Genomic DNA, 19,213 nt, shown 5'->3' with positions numbered 1-19,213 from the left:
CCGCAAGCCGGCTGGGGCGAGCAGCTGCAGGATATTGCACGGCATGAGGCTGGCAATCCCCCTTTAATTTTCATGGATGAACGCGCCCATGGGTCCAACAGACCGCACCTTCGACATTCAGCCGCTGCCACAGGCGGACATGACTATCAGCCTCAATGGCCAGCCGGTAAGCGCGGCCATTGGTGAAACCGTGCTCAGCGTGATCCAGTCGCTGGGCCTGCGCCAGGTGGCGCGCAACGATCATGGGCAACTGGCCGGCGCCTACTGCGGCATGGGCGTGTGCCACTGCTGCCTGGTGCAGATCGATGGCCGGCACAAGCGCCGCGCCTGCCAGACCCTGGTCAGGCCGGGGATGCAGGTGCAGACCGCAGTCAACCGTATCGACCAGCCGGAGCACGCGCTATGAGCCTGTGCCCGGTAATTGTCGGCGGTGGCCCGGCAGGCATGGCAGCGGCCATCGAGCTGGCGGAGCATGGGGTGCGCAGCATCCTGATCGACGAGGCGTCGCGCCTGGGCGGGGTGGTCTATCGCGGCCCGCTGCGCGATGGGGTGCAACTGGACTACCTGGGCCCGCGCTACTGCGAAGTGCTGGCTCGGTTGCACGGTGATTTTGCCCGCCAGGCGCCGCTGATCGAAGTGCGCCTCAACAGCCGGGTGATCGGCGCTGAGTCCACACGCTCATTGATGGTGCTCGATGCCGACGAGCAACTGTACGAACTGGCCTACCCGCAATTGCTGCTGGCCGCCGGGTGCCATGAGCGCAGCGTGCCGTTCCCCGGCTGGACCCTGCCCGGGGTGATGTTGCTGGGCGGCTTGCAATTGCAGATCAAAAGCGGTGTGGTCAAACCCCAGGGGCCGGTGGTGATCGCCGGAACCGGTCCGTTGCTGCCGCTGGTGGCCTGCCAGCTGCATGCCGCCGGGGTGGCGGTGGCGGGGGTCTACGAGGCCAGCGCCTTCGGCAAGATCGCCAAGCAGAGCCTGGCCCTGCTGAACAAGCCCCAGCTGTTTCTCGACGGCCTGAGCATGCTGGCCTACCTCAAGCTGCACCGCATCAGCCTGCGCTATGGATGGGGCGTGGTCGAAGCGCGGGGCGAGGGCGGGGTGAGCAGCGTGCTGGTCGCGCCGTATTCGGCCGATTGGCAGCCGGACCTGGCCCGGGCCGAGGCGGTGGCCGCCCAGACCCTGGCGGTGGGCTACGGTTTTATCCCGCGCACCCAGCTCAGTCAGCAGATGGGCCTGGAACATGGCTTCAGCGATGACGGCTACCTGCGGGCCACGGCCGATATCTGGCAGCAGAGCAGCGAACAGCACATTCACCTGGCCGGTGATATGGGCGGGATTCGCGGTGGCGAGGCGGCCATGCTCGCCGGGCGGATTGCGGCGGTGTCGATCCTGGTCCAGCGCGACGTGCTGGGCACCGAAGCCGCCTTGCAGCGGCGCCAGGTGTTGCTCAACAAACTAGCGGCGATTGTGCGGTTTCGCGTAGCCGTCGACCGCTACACCGAGCGTGGCAGTGGCCAGACCAGCCTGCCCGCAGCCGATACCGTGATCTGCCGCTGCGAACATGCGACCCGGGGCGACATCGACCTGGCGCTGTCCCAGGGCGTGCAGGACATGGCCAGCCTGAAAATGCGCACCCGGGTCAGCATGGGTGATTGCCAGGGGCGGATGTGCGTCGGCTATTGCAGCGACCGCCTGCGCCAGGCCACCGGCCGCCAGGATGTCGGTTGGCTGCGCCCGCGCTTCCCCCTGGACCCGATCCCGTTCTCGGCGTTTTCCCAATCTGGCAAGGATGCTTCGACTCATGAGTAAGTTCTACGACGTGATTATTGCCGGCGGTGGTGTGATCGGCGCCTCCTGCGCCTACCAACTGTCCAAGCGCAAGCACCTCAAGGTCGCGCTGATCGACGCCAAGCGCCCGGGTAACGCGACCCGCGCCTCGGCCGGCGGCCTGTGGGCCATCGGCGAGTCGGTGGGGCTGGGCTGCGGGGTGATTTTCTTTCGCATGATGTCGGCCAACCGCAAGCGCGAAGCCGCGGGCTCGGCGGTGGTGGTCGACTCCAGTACACCGCATATCCTGCCGCAGTCGTTCTTCGACTTTGCCCTGCAATCCAACGCCCTGTACCCGCAGCTGCACCGCGAGCTCAAGGGCTTGCACGGGATGGATTTCAAGTTCGAGGAGACCGGCCTCAAGTTCGTGATCTACGACGATGAAGACCGGCTCTACGCCGAGCACATCGTCGGCTGCATCCCGCACCTGGCCGACCAGGTGCGCTGGCTGGACCAGGCGGCACTGCGGGCGGCCGAGCCCAATGTCAGCCTGGAGGCCCAGGGCGCCCTGGAGTTTCTCTGCGATCACCAGGTCAACCCCTTCCGCCTGGCCGATGCCTACACCGAGGGCGCGCGGCAGAACGGCGTCGACCTGTACTTCAACACCAACGTCACCGGCGTGCTGCACCAGGGCACCCGGGTCCGGGGCGTGCGCACCGACGAGGCCGGGGTGTTCAACTGCGACACCCTGATCAACGCCACCGGTGCCTGGGCCGCCGAGCTGAGCCGGATGGCCACGGGCCTGAGCATTCCGGTCAAGCCGGTGAAAGGCCAGATCCTGCTCACCGAGCGCATGCCCAAGTTGCTCAATGGCTGCTTGACCACCAGCGATTGCTACATGGCGCAAAAGGACAACGGCGAGATCCTGATCGGCAGCACCACTGAAGACAAAGGCTTCGACGTCACTACCACCTACCCGGAAATCAACGGCCTGGTGCAGGGGGCGGTGCGCTGCATTCCGGAGTTGGCCCAGGTCAACCTGAAACGCTGCTGGGCCGGCTTGCGCCCGGGTTCGCCGGATGAGCTGCCGATCCTCGGGCCGATGGCTGGGGTCCAGGGTTACCTCAATGCCTGCGGGCACTTTCGCACCGGCATTCTGACCTCGGCCATCACTGGGGTGCTGCTGGACAAACTGGTGAACGACGAGCCGCTGCCGCTGGATATCACGCCGTTCCTGGCCGACCGCTTCGAGCTGCAACCTGATCTGCAACCTGAGCCGCAGCCCGAGGCCGTCCTGGCCTGAGGCCTCAGGAGTAGGGGAGGTTCGCCAGCGCGGTTTTTCCGCTGCTGGCGACGAAGGCCTCAGATGGCCGGGGTGCTGAGGAACGCCGGCAATTGCTCGGCGTAGGCACTGAAGGCCTGGACCTTGGGAAACTGGGAGGCGTCGAGCTGATCGGCGACCATCATCTGGGTGAAACCCCATGCCACGGCCAGGGTGATGCCCGCCTGATCGAGCTGGCCATCCTGGGGCAGGGGGTGTTTGTGCAGCTCCTGCTCCAGTTCGCGGTAGGCGGCCTGCAACTGGCCGCCCACCCGTTCCAGCCAGGGCGCGTGCTGCTTGTCGGCGGGGCGCAGTTGTTTTTCATAGACGATCTGCACCGATTTTTCGCAGGCCGCCAGCGCCAGGCCAATCACCCGCAACGCTGAGATACGCGGCTCCAGGGCTGCCGGCATCAGGCTGTGCTCCGGGCCGGCCAGGGCTTCGAGGTAATCGAGGATCAGGGTCGAATCCATCAGCACTTCACCGTTGTCGCAGACCAGGGTCGGCGCCTTGACCACCGGGTTGATCTTCTGGAACTGCTCGAAGGTACTGAATACCGACACGGCGGCATGTTCGAAGGGCAGATCCAGGCACTTGAGGCTGATGGCGACACGGCGAACGTAGGGCGAGTCGAGCATTCCGATCAGTTTCATCGAGCATTTTCCTTGTGCGAAACAACGCTGGGAGGGAGACCGCCGGGTAATTTAGCGGCTCGCGCCCGGGATTGGCCATGGCAGGCCGAGAAAATTTTGCGGCACTTGCCGACAATCCCCGGCGCCTTTGCGCTGCCCCTGCGCCACACCACAAAACCCGTCAGGCATACCAGGCGGTACAGGTCATCAAACTGTCATGGGCGGCTGGCAGGGTGGGCGGCCCGGCCCGCGGGCTGTTTGCGCCACAAGGACGTCATGATCATTGTCACTTCCGGCTCGGCCTATCTGGATATCGATGCCTACGCCTGCTGCATTGCCTACGCCGAATTGCTCAACCTCCAGGGCCAGCCGGCCCGGGCGGTGAGCAGTGCGCCACTCAACGAAAGTGTGGCCGCCAGCCTGCGGACCCTGGGCCCCGGGCTCGACCCGTACGTGCCCGGGCCTGAAGACGAGTTTGTGCTGGTGGATATTTCCAATCACCTGCACCTGGACCCGATCGTTGCCCTGGAGCGGGTGGTGGAGGTCATCGACCATCACCCGGGCTTCGAGGAGTTCTGGGACCGGCGCCTGGCGCAGCGCGCCGATATCCGCCAGATCGGCGCCGCCTGCACCCAGGTGTTCCAGCGTTGGCAAGCCTCGGGTCTGCTGGCCTCGATCAGCCCGGCGAGCGCCACCTTGCTGGCTGCCGGGATCCTCGACAACACCCTGAATTTTACCGGCCACAGCTGCACCGAAGCCGACCGCGAAGCCTACGCCGCCCTGGCCGCGCTGGCCGGCCTCGACTCGCAGTGGGCGCGAAGCTATTTCGGCGAATGCCAACAGGCGATTGAGGGTCAGCTGGAGCAGGCGTTGCTCAAGGACCTGAAAATCATGGCCCCCATCAGCAACCTGCCGCGCACCTTCGCCCAGCTCACGGTGTGGGACGCTGGCCAACTGCTGCTCCAACGGCGGCAGATCGAGCAGGTGCTGGGGCGCCAGGGCCAGGACTGGTTGCTCAACCTGATCAGCCTTCGCGAGCACAAGAGCTACCTGCTGACCGGCAGCGCCGGCAGTTCGCAGAAACTCGCGCTGCTGGTAGATTGCCCGGCGCAGGACGGTGTGCGTGTGCTGGATCGACCGGTGCTGCGCAAAGAGTTGCTGCGCAAGGGGCTGGAGTTGCAGCCGAACAACTGACAAGGCGGGTGGTGATGGGGATTGAAGAGTATTTACAGGCGGTGTGCGACGAACAGAGCTTCATGGCCTTCGTCGATGCGCTGTTGCAAGACCGGCTCCAGGATGCGGCGGCAGCGGCCCAGGGCCAGCCACCGGCCTGGGAGAACCTGAGCATTGCGGACTTTCTCGAAGGCGCCAACGCCTGGGCTCGGGCCACCGGGGTCGGCGCCTCCCAGGGCCTGGCCGAGGCGTCGCCCTGGCAGCGTTTCGCGGTGTTTTTGTACTGCGGGAAAATCTACGAGTAGGCGTCGACAGGCCCGGCTGACATTGCGCGAACGACTATGCTGCTGGCCGAAGCGGCGCAATCACGCAGCCACTGACTGGGAGGCACTATGCAGTTGAACGCCTTGGCCCTGGCCGCGTTGTGGCTGGGTGTCAGCCTGGGGACCTGGGCCGAAACCGCGAGTAAGCCCAACGGCTTTGAACAGGCGTTTTCCATCACCATGGCCTTGCCTGCGCTGAGCATCATCTACACCAGCGACCTGAGCAGCGACGAAAAACAGATCAAATGGAGCCAGGCCCAGGAGGAGGCGTGCCTGTTCATTGCCTCGGAGGGGGCGATTCGCGGCGTGTTTTTCGAGCAGGCCCTGAGCCAGGTTCGCGGGCGCGGGGCGGCTCAGGGGCGAGCCTTGAGCGACCTGCAATGGGCCGCGATGATCGCCAGTGCCCAGTAAGTCGGGGCCGGTTTCAGTCGGGGTCGACGATCAGTTGCGCGACAAAGGCTGAAAACGACGGCGCCAGGAACACCCGGGCGCGTTCAGGCTCATCGTAGTACTCGGACTCGAAAAAAATGATCGCGCCCGCCTGCGCGTCATCGGTGGCGAAGCAGAAGTAGTCGCCGCCTGCATCGCCGGCGAAGGGCACCAGGTTCTGCGGCATCAGCGGGTTGTCGAGGAAGGCCCCCAGGTAGGTGGATTCCAGGGTGTTTCGCCCGTATTTGAGGGGCAGGAACTCGTTGATCTTGTAGCCCTCGTCCTCATCCATAAACAGGTTGGTCTGGCAGTGCCCGCCGTTGTGTTGCAGGTAAAACGCCCGCAGTTGCGCCGGCAGTTCGCAGCCGATCTGTGCTTCGACCTGGGCAATATCCTGCGGGGTGAGGGCGTCCTTGCTGTGTTGCAGGTCCATGTTGGTCCCTAAAAAGCGGTACTAGTCGTCGAAGCCGACCTGTTCGTGAATTTCATCCACCTTCAATTCCAGGCGATAGGCCACGGCGATAAACAGCGCCTGGCACAGGCACAGGGTGGCGCTCAGGGAGCGGAAGGCGAACGAGCTGCCCTCATTCACCAGCAACACCGCGTTGGCGCGCTTGGCCAGGGGCGAGAGGTTGCTGTCGGTGATGATCAGGGTCTTGGCCTGGTGGTGCTGGGCAATGCGCAGGCAATGCTGGGTCTCTTTGCCGTACGGGGTGAAGCTGATGGCGATCACCAGGTCGTTGGGGCGGATGCTGCGCATCTGTTCGCGGTAGCTGCCGCCCAGGCCCGACACCAGGTGGATGCGTTTGTTGGTGTGTTGCAGGTTGTACACCAGGTAGTCGGCCACGGCGAACGAGCGCCGCACCCCGACTACGTAGATGTTGTCGGCATTCACCACCAGGTCCACGGCCTTGTCGAACGCCGCATCGTCGAGCTCCAGCCCCAGGCGCTCGATCCCGGACAGGGTGGCATTCACGCATTCACGCGCCAGGTCGCCGCCACTGGCCTTCTGCGACTTGTTGGCGATCATGCTGCGGATGCGCTGCTGGTAGTTCTGCACCGGGGTGGTCTTGTGGGTGTAGGCCTCGCGAAACAGTGCCTGCATTTCACTGAAGCCACTGAAGCCGAAGCGCTGGGAGAAACGCACGATGGCCGACGGGTGCACTTCGCACTCGCGGGCAATGTCGCTGATGCGGTCGACCATGATCCGGTCGCTCTGCTGGCTCATGTAGCTGGCGATGCGTTTGAGCTGGCGCGGCAGGCTTTCGTATTCATTGGTGATCAGCTGCAGCAGGCGCTCGGCATTGATCGGTGGGCTGGTGAGGTCGCTCTCTGGCGCGCTCTCGGAAGTCGCCGGCTGATCGGTGCGGGACATAGAAAATCCTTCTGGCTTGTTCTTATAGGGCCGGCATGGGCATCCGTCCCCTGACAATAGGTGGGCTGTGCGCAGTCTACAGGTTAGGCACGCAGAAAATCTTGAGGCTGATGGCGTCGGGCCGATTGCTGAATCGATGCACGGCCTCTGGAGCGGTGCTTGAAAAGTTTATTGGAAAAAATATTCCATGTAAAAAATTTATAGAAAAAATATTGATTGGCGCCGACAGACGTTTTAGTCTGCATCCACCAAGAGTGTTCGGTGCCGGCAAGAGGGCGAACACAGGCTGATAAAAATAACAGGAGCCAGCATGGGCCAGACTCGTTTTGCCAGTGGGCGTCAATTGGATCTGATCTGCCTCGGACGCCTGGGCGTCGACCTCTATGCACAGCAGGTGGGTGCACGGCTGGAGGATGTCAGCAGTTTCGCCAAGTACCTGGGCGGCTCGTCGGCGAACATCGCCTTCGGCACCGCGCGCCTGGGCCTCAAATCGGCGATGTTGAGCCGGGTGGGGGACGACCACATGGGGCGTTTCCTGGTGGAGTCCCTGGCCCGCGAGGGCTGTGATGTCAGCGCGATCAAGGTCGATCCGCAACGCCTGACCGCCATGGTCCTGCTGGGCCTCAAGGACCGCGAGACCTTCCCCCTGGTGTTCTACCGCGAGAACTGCGCCGACATGGCGTTGCGCGCCGAAGACATCGATGAAGCCTTTATCGCGTCGAGCAAGGCGCTGTTGATCACCGGCACCCACTTCTCCACCGACGGCGTGTACCAGGCCAGCGTCCGGGCCCTGGATTACGCGCACAAACACCAGGTCCAGCGGGTACTGGATATCGACTATCGCCCGGTGCTCTGGGGCCTGGCCGGCAAGGCCGACGGTGAAACCCGGTTTGTCGCCGACCACCAGGTCAGCCAGCACGTGCAGCAAATCCTGCCGCGCTTCGACCTGATCGTCGGCACTGAAGAAGAGTTCCTGATTGCCGGCGGCAGCGAAGACCTGCTGACGGCACTGCGCACCGTGCGCTCCCTGACCGCCGCGACCCTGGTGCTCAAGCTCGGCCCCCAAGGCTGCACGGTGATTCACGGGGCGATCCCGGCGCGCCTGGAAGACGGCGCGATCTACCCCGGGGTGCGGGTGGAAGTGCTGAACGTGCTCGGCGCCGGCGATGCCTTTATGTCCGGCTTCCTCAGCGGTTGGCTGGCGGATGCCAGCGACGAGCGCTGTTCGCAGTTGGCCAATGCCTGCGGCGGCCTGGTGGTGTCGCGCCATGCCTGCGCCCCGGCGATGCCAACCCCGGTCGAGCTGGAATACCTGTTCAACAGCCCGGTGCCGATTACCCGGCCGGACCGCGACCCGGTGCTGCAACGCCTGCATCAGGTCAGCGTGCCGCGCAAACACTGGAAGCAGCTGTTTATCTTCGCCTTCGATCACCGCTGGCAGTTGCTGGAGCTGGCGCAAAAAGACGGCCGCGACTCGGCCGCCATCAGCCAGCTGAAACTGTTGTTTATCCAGGCCGTGCAACGGGTTGAAAGCGACCTGCGCGAGCAGGGCGTCGAGGCCGATGTCGGGCTGCTGGCCGACCAGCGCTTCGGCCAGGATTCGCTGAACGCCGCCACCGGTCGCGGCTGGTGGGTGGCGCGCCCGGTGGAGGTCCAGGGGTCGCGGCCACTGGCCTTTGAACACGGGCGTTCGATTGGCAGCAACCTCATTGCCTGGCCCCAGGAGCAGATCATCAAATGCCTGGTGCAATACCACCCGGATGACGAGCCGCTGCTGCGCCTGGAGCAGGAGGCCCAGCTCAAGGGCCTGTACCAGGCGGCGCAAGTCAGCGGGCATGAACTGCTGCTGGAAGTGATCCCGCCCAAGGACCACCCTTCGGCCCACCCGGACGTGCTCTACCGCTCGCTCAAGCGCTTGTACAACCTGGGCATCTTCCCCGCCTGGTGGAAGATCGAAGCCCAGAGCCGCGAACAGTGGCAGCAGCTCGACGAACTGATCGAGGAACGCGACCCGTACTGCCGTGGCGTGGTGCTCCTGGGCCTCAATGCCCCGGCGGCCACCCTTGCCGAAGGCTTTCGCCAGGCCAGCCAGAGCCGCACCTGCCGTGGTTTTGCCGTGGGCCGCACGATCTTCCAGGAGCCGAGCCGGGCCTGGCTGGCGCAGGAAATCGACGATGAAACCTTGATCCGGCAAGTCCAGGCCACCTTCGTCGAACTGATCGACGCCTGGCGCCAGGCCCGTGACTGACTGATGAACACCGCCAGTGCTTCAGGTGCATCAACGGCGATCATTCGGGCCAGCGCAGCCTCGCTCCTCGGCAGCGCCTGATCAGCCAACCCTGTAGCCGCTGCCGAAGGCTGCGCTGGCCAGCATGAACAGCGCTGTTTTCCAGATCCACGGACGACGATTTCCAGCCCAACCGCTCAACGTTTTTTGACGAACAACAATAAAAGGTAGCGCCATGCCCAGTATCAGAATTGGCATCAACCCGATCTCCTGGAGCAACGACGACTTGCCGTCCCTGGGCGGTGAAACGCCGCTGAGCACGGCCTTGAGCGAAGGCCGCGAGATCGGCTACGAAGGCTTCGAGCTCAACGGCAAGTTCCCCAGGGACGCCAAGGGCGTCGCTGATGTGCTGCGGCCCTACGGCCTGGCGCTGGTTTCGGGCTGGTATTCAAGCCAGTTGGCCCGGCGCTCGGCGGCCGAGGAGATCGACGCCATTGCCAGCCATGTCGAGCTGCTGGCGCAGAACGGGGCCAAGGTCCTGGTCTATGGCGAAGTCGCCGACTCGATCCAGGGCCAGCGCATTGCCCTGGTCGAGCGCCCGCGCTTTCACAGCCAGCAGGCCTGGCAGGCCTACGCCGACAAGCTCACCGAGCTGGCGCGCTTCACCCTGTCCCGGGGCGTGCGCCTGGCCTATCACCACCATATGGGGGCCTACGTCGAATCCCCGGCCGACATCGATCAGTTGATGCAACTGACCGGCCGTGAAGTTGGCCTGCTGTTCGATTCGGGCCACTGCTACATGGGCGGCGGCGAACCGCTGGAGGTGCTGCGCAAACACATCGACCGCGTGTGCCACGTGCATTTCAAGGACGTGCGCAAGCCGGTGGTGCAGTTGGCGCGCAATAACCTCTGGAGTTTCCCGGACTGCATCATCAACGGCACCTTTACCGTGCCCGGCGATGGCGACATCGACTTTGCCGCGCTGCTGGAGGTGTTGCTGGACGCCGACTACCAGGGCTGGCTGGTGGTCGAGGCGGAACAGGACCCGGCGGTGGCCCCCAGCTATGCCTACGCCAAGAAGGGCTACGAAACCCTGCGCCATTTGCTCGGCACGGCGCAGCACAGCCGGGGGGTGGCGCGATGAGCCTGCTGGTCAAGAGTGCTGCCAAGGGCCGGACCATGGTCCAGTTGCAGGAGGGCGAACTGACCTACGTCGGTTTTGCCGCCTATCGCCTGAGCCTCGGCGAAACCCTGCCGGTCAGCGCCGGGGACAAGGAGCTGTGCCTGGTGCTGCTCGGCGGCCGGGTGGATATCCGGGGCGAAGCGCCAGGGCAGGGCGGGTTCGCCTGGGAGAACCTGGGGGATCGGCAGTCGGTATTTGAAGACAAGTCGCCGTTCGCCGCCTACCTGCCGCCCGGCAGCCAGGCCCAGGTCACCGCCCTGAGCGATGTGCAGATCGCCGTCTGCGCCGCCCCCGGTGCCTCGGACAAGCGTTTTGCCCCGCGCCTGATTCGTCCCGAACAGTGCAAGCGCAGCGTGCGTGGCAAGGGTGCCAACACCCGTTATGTGTGCGACATCCTGCCGGACACCGAGCCGGCTCACTCGCTGCTGGTGGTGGAGGTGCGCACGCCGTCCGGGCATTCCTCCAGCTACCCGCCGCACAAGCACGACACCGATGACCTGCCGCACCAGAGCTTTCTCGAGGAAACCTACTACCACCAGGTCAATCCGCCCCAGGGCTTCGTGTTCCAGCGGGTGTACACCGACGACCGCAGTATCGACCAGGCCATGGCCGTGGAAAACAGCGACCTGGTGGTGGTGCCCAAGGGTTATCACCCGGTCAGCGTGCCCTACGGCTACGAGTCCTATTACCTCAACGTCATGGCCGGGCCCAAGCGTGTCTGGCAGTTCCATAACGACCCCCGGCACAGCTGGCTGCTGGACCTCTGAGCCCAACCTTTCAACCCTTGAGGGAGCACAAGAACAATGAGCGATACCCCGGTAGTAGGTCATTACATCGACGGCCAGGTTCACACCCAGGGCGAGCGTTCGAGCCCGGTGTTCAACCCGGCCACCGGCGAGGTCCAGGCCCAGGTGGCCCTGGCCAGCCTGCAGACCGTGGAGCAGGCGGTGGCGTCGGCGCGCCGGGCGTTCCCGGCCTGGTCCGAGCAATCGGCACTGCGCCGTTCGCGGGTGATGTTCAAGTTCAAGGAACTGCTGGACCGTCACCATCACGAGCTGGCGCAGATCATCACCCGCGAGCACGGCAAGGTGCTGTCCGACGCCATGGGCGAAGTCACCCGTGGCATCGAGATTGTCGAATACGCCTGTGGCGCACCGAGCCTGCTCAAGACCGATTTCAGCGACAACATCGGCGGCGGTATCGATAACTGGAACCTGCGCCAGCCCCTGGGCGTATGCGCCGGGGTCACCCCGTTCAACTTCCCGGTGATGGTGCCGCTGTGGATGATCCCCATGGCCCTGGTCACGGGTAACTGCTTCATCCTCAAGCCCTCCGAACGCGACCCGTCCGCCAGCCTGCTGATGGCTCGCCTGCTGACTGAAGCCGGCTTGCCCGATGGCGTATTCAATGTGGTGCAGGGCGACAAGGCCGCGGTGGATGGCCTGCTGCAACACCCGGACATCGAGGCGATCTCCTTTGTCGGTTCGACCCCGATTGCCGAGTACATCCACCAGCAGGCCAGTGCCCGAGGCAAGCGCGTGCAGGCCCTGGGCGGGGCCAAGAACCACATGATCGTGATGCCCGACGCCGACCTTGACCTGGCGGCGGACGCCCTGATCGGTGCGGCGTTCGGCTCGGCCGGCGAGCGCTGCATGGCGATTTCGATCGCGGTGGCGGTGGGCGAGGTAGGCGACGCGCTGATCGCCAAACTGCTGCCGCGCATCGATCGGCTCAAGGTCGGCAACGGAATGCAGGGCGACAGCGACATGGGGCCGCTGGTCACTGCGCAGCACAAGGCCAAGGTTGAAGGTTTTATCGACCAGGGCGTGGCCCAGGGCGCGCAGCTGTTGGTGGACGGGCGCCAGTTCAAGGTGCCGGGGGCGGAGCAGGGCTTTTTCGTCGGCGCCACCCTGTTCGATGGGGTGACCCCGCAGATGAGCATCTACCAGGAGGAAATCTTCGGCCCGGTGCTGGGCATCGTCCGCGTCGCGGATTTCGCCAGCGCGGTGGCCTTGATCAATGCCCACGAGTTCGGCAACGGCGTGTCCTGCTTCACCCGCGACGGCGGTGTGGCCCGGGCCTTTGCACGCACGATCAAGGTCGGCATGGTCGGCATCAACGTGCCGATTCCGGTGCCCATGGCCTGGCACTCCTTTGGCGGCTGGAAGCGTTCGCTGTTCGGCGACCACCATGCCTATGGCGAAGAAGGCATGCGCTTCTACAGCCGCTACAAAAGTGTGATGCAGCGTTGGCCCGACAGCATCGCCAAAGGCCCTGAATTCAGCATGCCGACTGCCCAATAATTCACATCAAACCGTTGCGTTGCGGAGAACAAGAATGAGCCAGCCCCTGCGTTTCGCCTTGAACCGTATGGTTGCACCCCGTTTGTCCCTGCCTGAATTCATCAACCTCGCGGTCAGCCTCAAGGCCGACGCGATCGAAATCCGCAATGACCTCAAGGGGGTCGAGATTGAAGACGGCACGCCGCCGCAGGAGGTGCGCGAGCTGTGCGCGGCCCAGGGCATCAAGGTGCTGTCGATCAACGCCCTGTACCCCTTTGATGTGTGGAATGACCAGCGCCGGGAACAGGTGCTGAAACTGGCGGCCTATGCCCGCGATTGCGGCGCCGAAGGCCTGGTGATGTGCCCGTTGAATGACCCGGCCGACCCGCGTAGCGAGGCCGAACGCAGCGCCGGCCTGCGCACCGCCTTGACCCAGCTGGCGCCGATCCTGCGGGAACACCGGCTGCTGGGTTTTATCGAGCCCCTGGGTTTTGAAGAGTGCGCGCTGCGGCGCAAGCGGGTGGCGGTGGACGCGATCCGCGCCATCGGTGGCCTGGATGTGTTCCGCCTGGTGCACGACACCTTCCACCATCACTTGGCCAGCGAGCATGAGTTCTTCCCCGAGCTGACCGGGCTGGTGCATATCTCCGGGGTCGAGGATGCCCAGGCGCCGCTGAACAGCATCCGCGACGGTCATCGGGTGCTGGTGGGCGAGGCGGACATCCTCGGCAACGCGGCGCAGATCGACACCCTGCTCAGCAGCGGTTATCGCGGCTACCTGTCGTTTGAACCGTTCGCCGACAGCGTGCATGGCCTGGCGGATATCCGGCAGGCCATCGGCGCCAGCATCACCCATTTGCGCCAAGCCCTGGCCTGAGCCGGGCCGAGCACCGTACACAGCAGGTTTTCGGTTTCTTTGGAAGGAACGGACATGAGTACGACACGATTGACCATGGCCCAGGCCCTGGTGAAATTCCTCGACAACCAGTACGTCGAGGTCGATGGGGTGCAGAGCAAGTTCGTCGCCGGGATCTTCACCATTTTCGGCCACGGTAATGTGCTCGGCCTGGGCCAGGCCCTGGAGCAGGACAGCGGCGATCTGCTGGTGCATCAGGGGCGCAACGAGCAGGGCATGGCCCATGCCGCCATCGGTTTTGCCAAGCAGCACCTACGGCGCAAGATCTATGCCTGCAGTTCGTCGGTGGGCCCGGGCGCGGCCAATATGCTGACCGCCGCCGCCACGGCCACCGCCAACCGCATTCCCTTGCTGCTGCTCCCGGGGGATGTCTACGCCAGCCGCCAGCCGGACCCGGTGTTGCAGCAGATCGAGCAGTTCCATGACCTGAGCATCAGCACCAACGATGCGTTCAAGGCCGTGAGCAAATATTGGGACCGGATCAACCGCCCCGAGCAGTTGATGAGCGCGGCGATCCACGCCATGCGCGTGCTCACCGACCCCGCCGAAACCGGTGCGGTGACCCTGGCCTTGCCCCAGGATGTGCAGGCCGAGGCCTACGATTACCCGGACTACTTCCTGCAAAAACGCGTGCACCGCATCGACCGCCGGCCGCCCACCGAGGCCATGCTGGCCGACGCCGTGGCGGTGTTTCAGGGCAAGCGCAAGCCGCTGATCATCTGTGGCGGCGGGGTCAAGTACGCCGGTGCCAACCAGGCCTTGCAGGCATTTGCCGAGCGCTTCGGGATTCCATTCGCCGAGACCCAGGCCGGCAAGAGCGCGCTGCTTTCCAGCCACCCGCTGAACCTCGGCGGCATCGGCGAGACCGGCTGCCTGGCGGCCAACCTGCTGGCGCCGGAAGCCGACCTGATCATCGGCATCGGCACCCGCTACAGCGACTTCACCACCGCCTCCAAATCCCTGTTCAAGCAGCCTCAGGTGCAGTTTCTGAACCTCAATATCAGCCCCTGCGATGCCCTGAAACTGGACGGCGTGCAGCTGCTGGCCGATGCCCGGATCGGCTTGCAGGCACTGAGCGAGGCCCTGGGGCGCAGCGACTATCAGGCGGCCTGGGGCGGGCAGATCGAGGACGCCAGGGCGCAACTGGAGGCCGAGGTGGATCGGGTCTATCAGGTGCACTACCAAAGTGACGGCTTCGTCCCGGAAATCAACGACCACCTGGACCCGGCGGTGCTGCGGGAATTTATCGAACTGACCGGCTCCTGCCTGACCCAGAGCCGGGTGCTGGGGGTGCTCAACCAGGCCCTGGCCGACGATGCGGTGATTGTCGCCGCCGCCGGCAGTTTGCCCGGCGACCTGCAGCGCAGCTGGCGCAGCAAGGGGGTCAACACCTACCACGTGGAGTACGGCTATTCGTGCATGGGCTACGAGGTCAGCGCGGCGCTGGGGGTCAAGCTGGCCGAGCCCGAACGTGAGGTCTATGCGCTGGTGGGGGATGGCTCGTACCTGATGCTGCACTCGGAGCTGGTCACCTCGATCCAGGAGCGGCACAAGATCAATGTGGTGCTGCTGGACAACATGACCTTCGGTTGCATCAACAACCTGCAGATGGAACACGGCATGGACAGCTTCGGCACCGAGTTCCGTTTCCGCAACCCGGACACCGGCAAGCTCGACGGCGGCTTCGTGCCGGTGGACTTTGCCATGAGCGCCGCGGCCTATGGCTGCAAGACCTACAAGGTCAGCACCGAGGAGCAATTGCAGGCGGCCCTGGCGGATGCCCTGACCCAGACTGTGTCGACCCTGATCGATATCAAGGTCCTGCCCAAGACCATGATCCACAAGTACCTGTCCTGGTGGCGGGTAGGGGTGGCCCAGGTCTCCACCAGCGCCCGCACCGACGCGGTGGCCAAGACCCTCAACGAACGCCTGGCCAAGGCCCGGCAGTACTGATTGCCCTGAACTGAACAACCGCAGGAGTGTAGCCATGTCTTCGTCGTCTCATTCGTTAAAACTGGGCGTTATCGGCACCGGTGCCATTGGCCAGGATCACATTCGCCGTTGCAGCCAGACCCTGCTCAACAGCCAGGTGGTGGCCGTCACCGACATCAATTTGCAGCAGGCGGCCAAGGTCGTGGCCGACCTGGGCCTGGGCGCCGAGGTCTACCCCGACGGTCACCGGTTGATCAACGCGCCGGAGGTCGAGGCGTTGCTGGTGACCTCCTGGGGCCCCAGCCATGAAGAGTTCGTGCTGGCGGCCATCGCCGCGGGCAAGCCAGTGTTCTGCGAGAAGCCGCTGGCGGTGACCGCGGCAGGCTGCCGCCGCATCGTCGAAGCCGAGGTGGCCCACGGCAAGCGCCTGGTGCAGGTCGGTTTCATGCGCCCTTATGACCAGGGTTACCGTGCACTCAAGGCGGTGATCGACAGCGGCCAGATCGGCGAACCGTTGATGCTGCACTGCGCCCACCGCAACCCGACTGTGGGCGAGAACTACAAGACCGACATGGCCATTACCGACACCCTGATCCACGAGCTGGACGTACTGCGCTGGTTGCTGGCCGACGATTATGTGTCGGTGCAGGTGGTGTTCCCGCGCAAGACCAGCAAGGCCCATGCGCACCTCAAGGACCCGCAGATCGTGTTGTTGGAAACCGCCAAAGGCACGCGCATCGACGTCGAGGTGTTCGTCAACTGCCAGTACGGCTACGACATCCAGTGCGAAGTGGTGGGGGAGAGCGGTATCGCCCGCCTGCCGGAGCCGTCCCAGGTGCAACTGCGCAGCGGCGCCAAACTGTCCAACGCGATTCTGATGGACTGGAAAGACCGGTTTATCGCCGCCTATGACGTCGAGTTGCAGGCCTTTATCGACGGCGTGCGCGCCGGCAAGGTCGGCGGCCCTTCGGCCTGGGACGGCTTTGCCGCGGCGGTGGCCGCCGATGCCTGTGTCGAGGCTCAGGGCAGCGGCGCAATCGTCAACATCACCCTGCCGGACCGCCCGGCGTTTTATGGCTGATACCCGATCCCAAACGAACCCCTGGAGCTCGAATCCCACACCCTGTAGCCGCTGTCGAGCTCCGCGAGGCCCGAGTGGGCGCCGTAGGAGTGTCAGGTGTCAGCAAGGCGCTGCGGATGGCCAGCGTCCGCGCGGCCCGAGGATTCAGGGCCCGTTGAGCCAATTTTTGAGGGAGTAACACCCTATGCGTATTGCACTCGATCCATATATGTATCGCCATCTGCCCTTGAACCAGATGACCGACAAGGCAGCGGAACTGGGCTACGAGTACATCGAACTGTCGCCCCGGGAAGACTTCATGCCGTTCTACAAGGCGCCACGGGTCGACCGGGCGCGGATCAAGGAGTTTCGCAAGGCCTTGAGCGACAGCGGGGTCAAGCTCTCCTCGCTGTTGCCCATGTACCACTGGGCCAGCGCCGATGAAGGCTTGCGGGTGGCGGCGGTGCGCAACTGGAAACGCGCGATCCAGATCGCCGTCGAGATGGACTGCGAGCTGGTCAACAGCGAGTTCACCGGCCAGTCGGACAAGGCCCTGGTGTGCGAGAACCAGTTCATGCGCTCCATGGACGAGCTGATGCCGGAGTTCGAACGTGAGGGCGTCAAACTCAATATCCAGGCGCACCCCTACGATTTCTGCGAGCGCAACAATGAGGCGGTGGACATCATCCGTGGCCTGGACCGGGACTGGATCAACTACGTCTACGCCGCGCCGCACACCTTCTTCTATGACGACGGCAAAGGCGATATCGCGCCGATGCTCAAGTACGCCGGCGACAAACTGGCGCACCTGATCATTGCCGACACCTATAACCACCGGGCCTCGTCGGGCCAGCGCTACATCGTCAACCCCCCGGGCGTGCACGCTACCGTGCACCAGCACCTGGACATCGGCCAGGGCGAAGTGGATTGGGAAACCTTCTTCTCCACCCTGCGCGAGATCCGCTTTGATGGCATTGCCACGGTCTCGGTGTTCGCCTGGGAAGACCGCCCCGATCAGTCCAGCCTGATGATGCTTGAGCGCGTCAAAAGTGAGCTGTGCCGCTAAACCGCAACCCCTACCCAACGGCAGGCGCCAGGCCGCATGTGCTCTTGCGGCCCTGGCGCGCCGCCCCACCAGCAGGAGGATGTATGCGTATAGGTCTTGTCGGATACGGCCATGGCGGTCGTCACTTTCATGCGCCGCTGATTGCCAGCTTGCCCGGCGCGCAGTTTGTCGGGGTCGTCACCCGTTCGGCCGAGCGCCGGCAGTTGCTGGCCCAGGATCACCCGGGCCTGGCGGCGTTCGACAGCATCGGCCAACTGGCCGAGGCCGGAGTCGATGTGCTGGTGGTCTCGACGCCGCTGGCAGGGCGCCCGGCGCTGGTGCTGGAGGCGATCGAACGCGGCATCGCGGTGGTCAGTGACAAGCCTTTCGCGACCGATGCACCACAGGCGGCGTTGCTGATCGACAGCGCCGCCGCGCGCCAGGTGCCCCTCAGCGTTTACATGAACCGGCGCTGGGACTCGGACTTTCTCACGGTGCGCAAACTGATCGAGTCCGGAACCCTGGGCCGGATCACTCGCTTCGAATCCAAGGTCGAACGCTACGCGCCGCAGTCGCTGGGCAATGACAGTGGCGGCGGCTTCCTTCGGGACCTGGGCAGCCACCTGGTGGATCAGGCGCTGCAACTGTTCGGGCCGGTGGCGCGGGTGTATGCCGAGCTGCACTACACCCCCGAGGAGCCGGAGGTCGACCACGGCTTTTTTGTGTCCCTGAGCCACGTCAACGGGGTGGTCTCCCATCTGGCCGGCAGTTGCCTGCAAAACAGCCAGGGGCCGCGTTTTCGGGTCAATGGCACGGCCGGCTGTTACACGGTCGATGGCCTGGATGGCCAGGAACAGGCGCTGGTGGCCGGTCTTTCGCCGAAAACCGAAGGCGAGCGCTGGGGTGTCGAAGAGCATCGGCGCTGGGGCTGGTTCGAGCAGGGCCAGGAACGCGAGCGCATCACCTCCGAACGCGGGGCCTGGAATCAGTTCTATCAGCAGCTGTTGCAAGCGCTGGAACAGGGGACAGCACTGCCCGTGGACCCCGCCGATGCGCTGGCCACCACCCAGGTGCTGGACGCCGCGCGACTAAGCTGGCTGCGGCGCCAGGTGGTGGAATTGGCAACGGTTTCCAGCCCGGAACAAAATTAGAATAAAATTCTAAAATGAGTTGATATAGAAATTATTTTCCAATAAAGTCATTTCCAGGTTGCCGACTATCGAAGGCTCCGATGGGCTTCAAGCACTGCTTGATTTCCTGGAGAGCCTGCCAACAAAAACAAATCAGGTGCCGTCGATGAAAACCTCCAACAGTGCGTCGCACGTTCTGCCTTCCACGTCCCAGCCACGCTCCAGCCATGTTCCGAGCGACCCCGAACTGCCCCGGGCCGTGCACCTTTCTGTGTTCCAGTATTTTTTCGGCCTGTTGTGCATCGAGCACAACGGTGCGCTGGTGTGCTGCATTCCCGGCGCGCCCATCGTGCGCCTGCCGCACTGAGTTGCTTCTGCGCCTTATCCATAAAACCTACAAGAATGTGGAGAAAGA

At 64.3% G+C, this 19,213-nt stretch carries 20 protein-coding genes; 16 read left to right on the top strand and 4 right to left on the bottom strand.

Going from position 1 to position 19,213, the window contains the following annotated elements; translation table 11 throughout:
- Positions 1-88 precede the first annotated feature (88 nt).
- The 3 genes from hcnA to hcnC are packed head-to-tail and all read left to right on the top strand — an operon-like array spanning position 89 to position 3,073.
- Positions 89-406 carry a cyanide-forming glycine dehydrogenase subunit HcnA gene (hcnA, locus tag ACOZJV_RS06325; protein ID WP_078471483.1) on the top strand — a complete coding sequence of 106 codons (318 nt, stop codon included), beginning with the start codon at positions 89-91 and terminating at the stop codon, positions 404-406.
- Complete coding sequence (gene hcnB, locus ACOZJV_RS06320) at positions 403-1,812, top strand: cyanide-forming glycine dehydrogenase subunit HcnB (protein ID WP_078471482.1); 1,410 nt, start codon at positions 403-405, stop codon at positions 1,810-1,812. Before hcnA ends, hcnB begins: the two co-directional genes overlap by 4 nt.
- Positions 1,805-3,073, top strand: coding sequence for a cyanide-forming glycine dehydrogenase subunit HcnC (hcnC, locus tag ACOZJV_RS06315; RefSeq protein ID WP_421547112.1), 1,269 nt, complete (start codon positions 1,805-1,807; stop codon positions 3,071-3,073). The genes hcnB and hcnC overlap by 8 nt, the downstream gene beginning before the upstream one ends.
- A gap of 59 nt (positions 3,074-3,132) precedes the next feature.
- Here the strand turns inward: hcnC and ACOZJV_RS06310 are convergent, their stop codons facing one another.
- Positions 3,133-3,744, bottom strand: a complete 612-nt coding sequence (locus tag ACOZJV_RS06310) for a glutathione S-transferase (protein ID WP_078471480.1) — start codon at positions 3,742-3,744, stop codon at positions 3,133-3,135.
- 255 nt (positions 3,745-3,999) lie between these two features.
- Between ACOZJV_RS06310 and ACOZJV_RS06305 the strand changes: the two genes are divergently transcribed.
- The 3 genes from ACOZJV_RS06305 to ACOZJV_RS06295 all read left to right on the top strand — a co-directional run bounded on the left by ACOZJV_RS06305 (position 4,000) and on the right by ACOZJV_RS06295 (position 5,630).
- Positions 4,000-4,917, top strand: coding sequence for a DHH family phosphoesterase (locus ACOZJV_RS06305; RefSeq protein WP_421547111.1), 918 nt, complete (start codon positions 4,000-4,002; stop codon positions 4,915-4,917).
- A gap of 14 nt (positions 4,918-4,931) precedes the next feature.
- Entirely contained in the window at positions 4,932-5,201 is a 270-nt protein-coding gene (locus ACOZJV_RS06300; protein ID WP_421547110.1) for a DUF7660 family protein, read from the top strand.
- 87 nt (positions 5,202-5,288) lie between these two features.
- A complete protein-coding gene (locus ACOZJV_RS06295; protein ID WP_421547109.1) occupies positions 5,289-5,630 on the top strand; it encodes a DUF2388 domain-containing protein in 342 nt (113 codons plus the stop codon).
- A gap of 13 nt (positions 5,631-5,643) precedes the next feature.
- Here the strand turns inward: ACOZJV_RS06295 and ACOZJV_RS06290 are convergent, their stop codons facing one another.
- Positions 5,644-6,081 (bottom strand): SMI1/KNR4 family protein, encoded by a 438-nt coding sequence (locus ACOZJV_RS06290; protein ID WP_421547108.1) that lies wholly within the window; start codon positions 6,079-6,081, stop codon positions 5,644-5,646.
- A 21-nt stretch (positions 6,082-6,102) separates the two neighbouring features.
- Positions 6,103-7,023 (bottom strand): MurR/RpiR family transcriptional regulator, encoded by a 921-nt coding sequence (locus tag ACOZJV_RS06285; RefSeq protein WP_078471475.1) that lies wholly within the window; start codon positions 7,021-7,023, stop codon positions 6,103-6,105.
- 310 nt (positions 7,024-7,333) lie between these two features.
- Here ACOZJV_RS06285 and ACOZJV_RS06280 point away from each other — a divergent pair, with 310 nt between their 5' ends.
- Positions 7,334-9,271, top strand: coding sequence for a bifunctional 5-dehydro-2-deoxygluconokinase/5-dehydro-2-deoxyphosphogluconate aldolase (locus ACOZJV_RS06280; RefSeq protein WP_421547107.1), 1,938 nt, complete (start codon positions 7,334-7,336; stop codon positions 9,269-9,271).
- Positions 9,272-9,352: 81 nt separating this feature from the next.
- On the opposite strand, the gene ACOZJV_RS06275 is transcribed toward ACOZJV_RS06280, so the two are convergent.
- Positions 9,353-9,508 carry a hypothetical protein gene (locus ACOZJV_RS06275; RefSeq protein ID WP_421547106.1) on the bottom strand — a complete coding sequence of 52 codons (156 nt, stop codon included), beginning with the start codon at positions 9,506-9,508 and terminating at the stop codon, positions 9,353-9,355.
- Between ACOZJV_RS06275 and iolE the strand changes: the two genes are divergently transcribed.
- The 9 genes from iolE (at position 9,486) to ACOZJV_RS06230 (ending at position 19,165) form a co-directional block, all read left to right on the top strand.
- Positions 9,486-10,394 carry a myo-inosose-2 dehydratase gene (gene iolE / locus ACOZJV_RS06270; RefSeq protein WP_421547105.1) on the top strand — a complete coding sequence of 303 codons (909 nt, stop codon included), beginning with the start codon at positions 9,486-9,488 and terminating at the stop codon, positions 10,392-10,394. The two genes, ACOZJV_RS06275 and iolE, sit on opposite strands and share 23 nt — an antisense overlap.
- Positions 10,391-11,200, top strand: coding sequence for a 5-deoxy-glucuronate isomerase (gene iolB / locus ACOZJV_RS06265; RefSeq protein WP_421547104.1), 810 nt, complete (start codon positions 10,391-10,393; stop codon positions 11,198-11,200). Before iolE ends, iolB begins: the two co-directional genes overlap by 4 nt.
- A 36-nt stretch (positions 11,201-11,236) precedes the next feature.
- Positions 11,237-12,736 carry a CoA-acylating methylmalonate-semialdehyde dehydrogenase gene (locus tag ACOZJV_RS06260; RefSeq protein ID WP_421547103.1) on the top strand — a complete coding sequence of 500 codons (1,500 nt, stop codon included), beginning with the start codon at positions 11,237-11,239 and terminating at the stop codon, positions 12,734-12,736.
- Positions 12,737-12,770: 34 nt separating this feature from the next.
- Positions 12,771-13,592, top strand: a complete 822-nt coding sequence (locus ACOZJV_RS06255) for a TIM barrel protein (protein ID WP_201130619.1) — start codon at positions 12,771-12,773, stop codon at positions 13,590-13,592.
- 54 nt (positions 13,593-13,646) lie between these two features.
- A complete protein-coding gene (gene iolD / locus ACOZJV_RS06250; RefSeq protein ID WP_421547102.1) occupies positions 13,647-15,584 on the top strand; it encodes a 3D-(3,5/4)-trihydroxycyclohexane-1,2-dione acylhydrolase (decyclizing) in 1,938 nt (645 codons plus the stop codon).
- A gap of 34 nt (positions 15,585-15,618) precedes the next feature.
- Complete coding sequence (locus ACOZJV_RS06245; protein ID WP_078471468.1) at positions 15,619-16,644, top strand: Gfo/Idh/MocA family protein; 1,026 nt, start codon at positions 15,619-15,621, stop codon at positions 16,642-16,644.
- A 184-nt stretch (positions 16,645-16,828) separates the two neighbouring features.
- The gene (locus tag ACOZJV_RS06240; protein ID WP_078471467.1) at positions 16,829-17,689 is read left to right on the top strand and encodes a sugar phosphate isomerase/epimerase family protein; all 861 of its coding nucleotides are present in this window, start codon (positions 16,829-16,831) and stop codon (positions 17,687-17,689) included.
- A gap of 83 nt (positions 17,690-17,772) precedes the next feature.
- Positions 17,773-18,819: a Gfo/Idh/MocA family protein gene (locus tag ACOZJV_RS06235; RefSeq protein ID WP_201130622.1), complete on the top strand. Its 1,047-nt coding sequence runs from the start codon at positions 17,773-17,775 to the stop codon at positions 18,817-18,819.
- A 145-nt stretch (positions 18,820-18,964) separates the two neighbouring features.
- Entirely contained in the window at positions 18,965-19,165 is a 201-nt protein-coding gene (locus tag ACOZJV_RS06230) for a hypothetical protein (RefSeq protein WP_078471465.1), read from the top strand.
- The last annotated feature ends 48 nt before the right edge of the window (positions 19,166-19,213 follow it).

It is taken from the genome of Pseudomonas sp. QD4 (assembly GCF_049199125.1).
In the GTDB taxonomy this organism is placed as follows: Bacteria; Pseudomonadota; Gammaproteobacteria; order Pseudomonadales; family Pseudomonadaceae; genus Aquipseudomonas.
The sequence above is the reverse complement of the archived record's forward strand: the minus strand, read 5'-3'. Positions and strand labels throughout refer to the sequence as shown.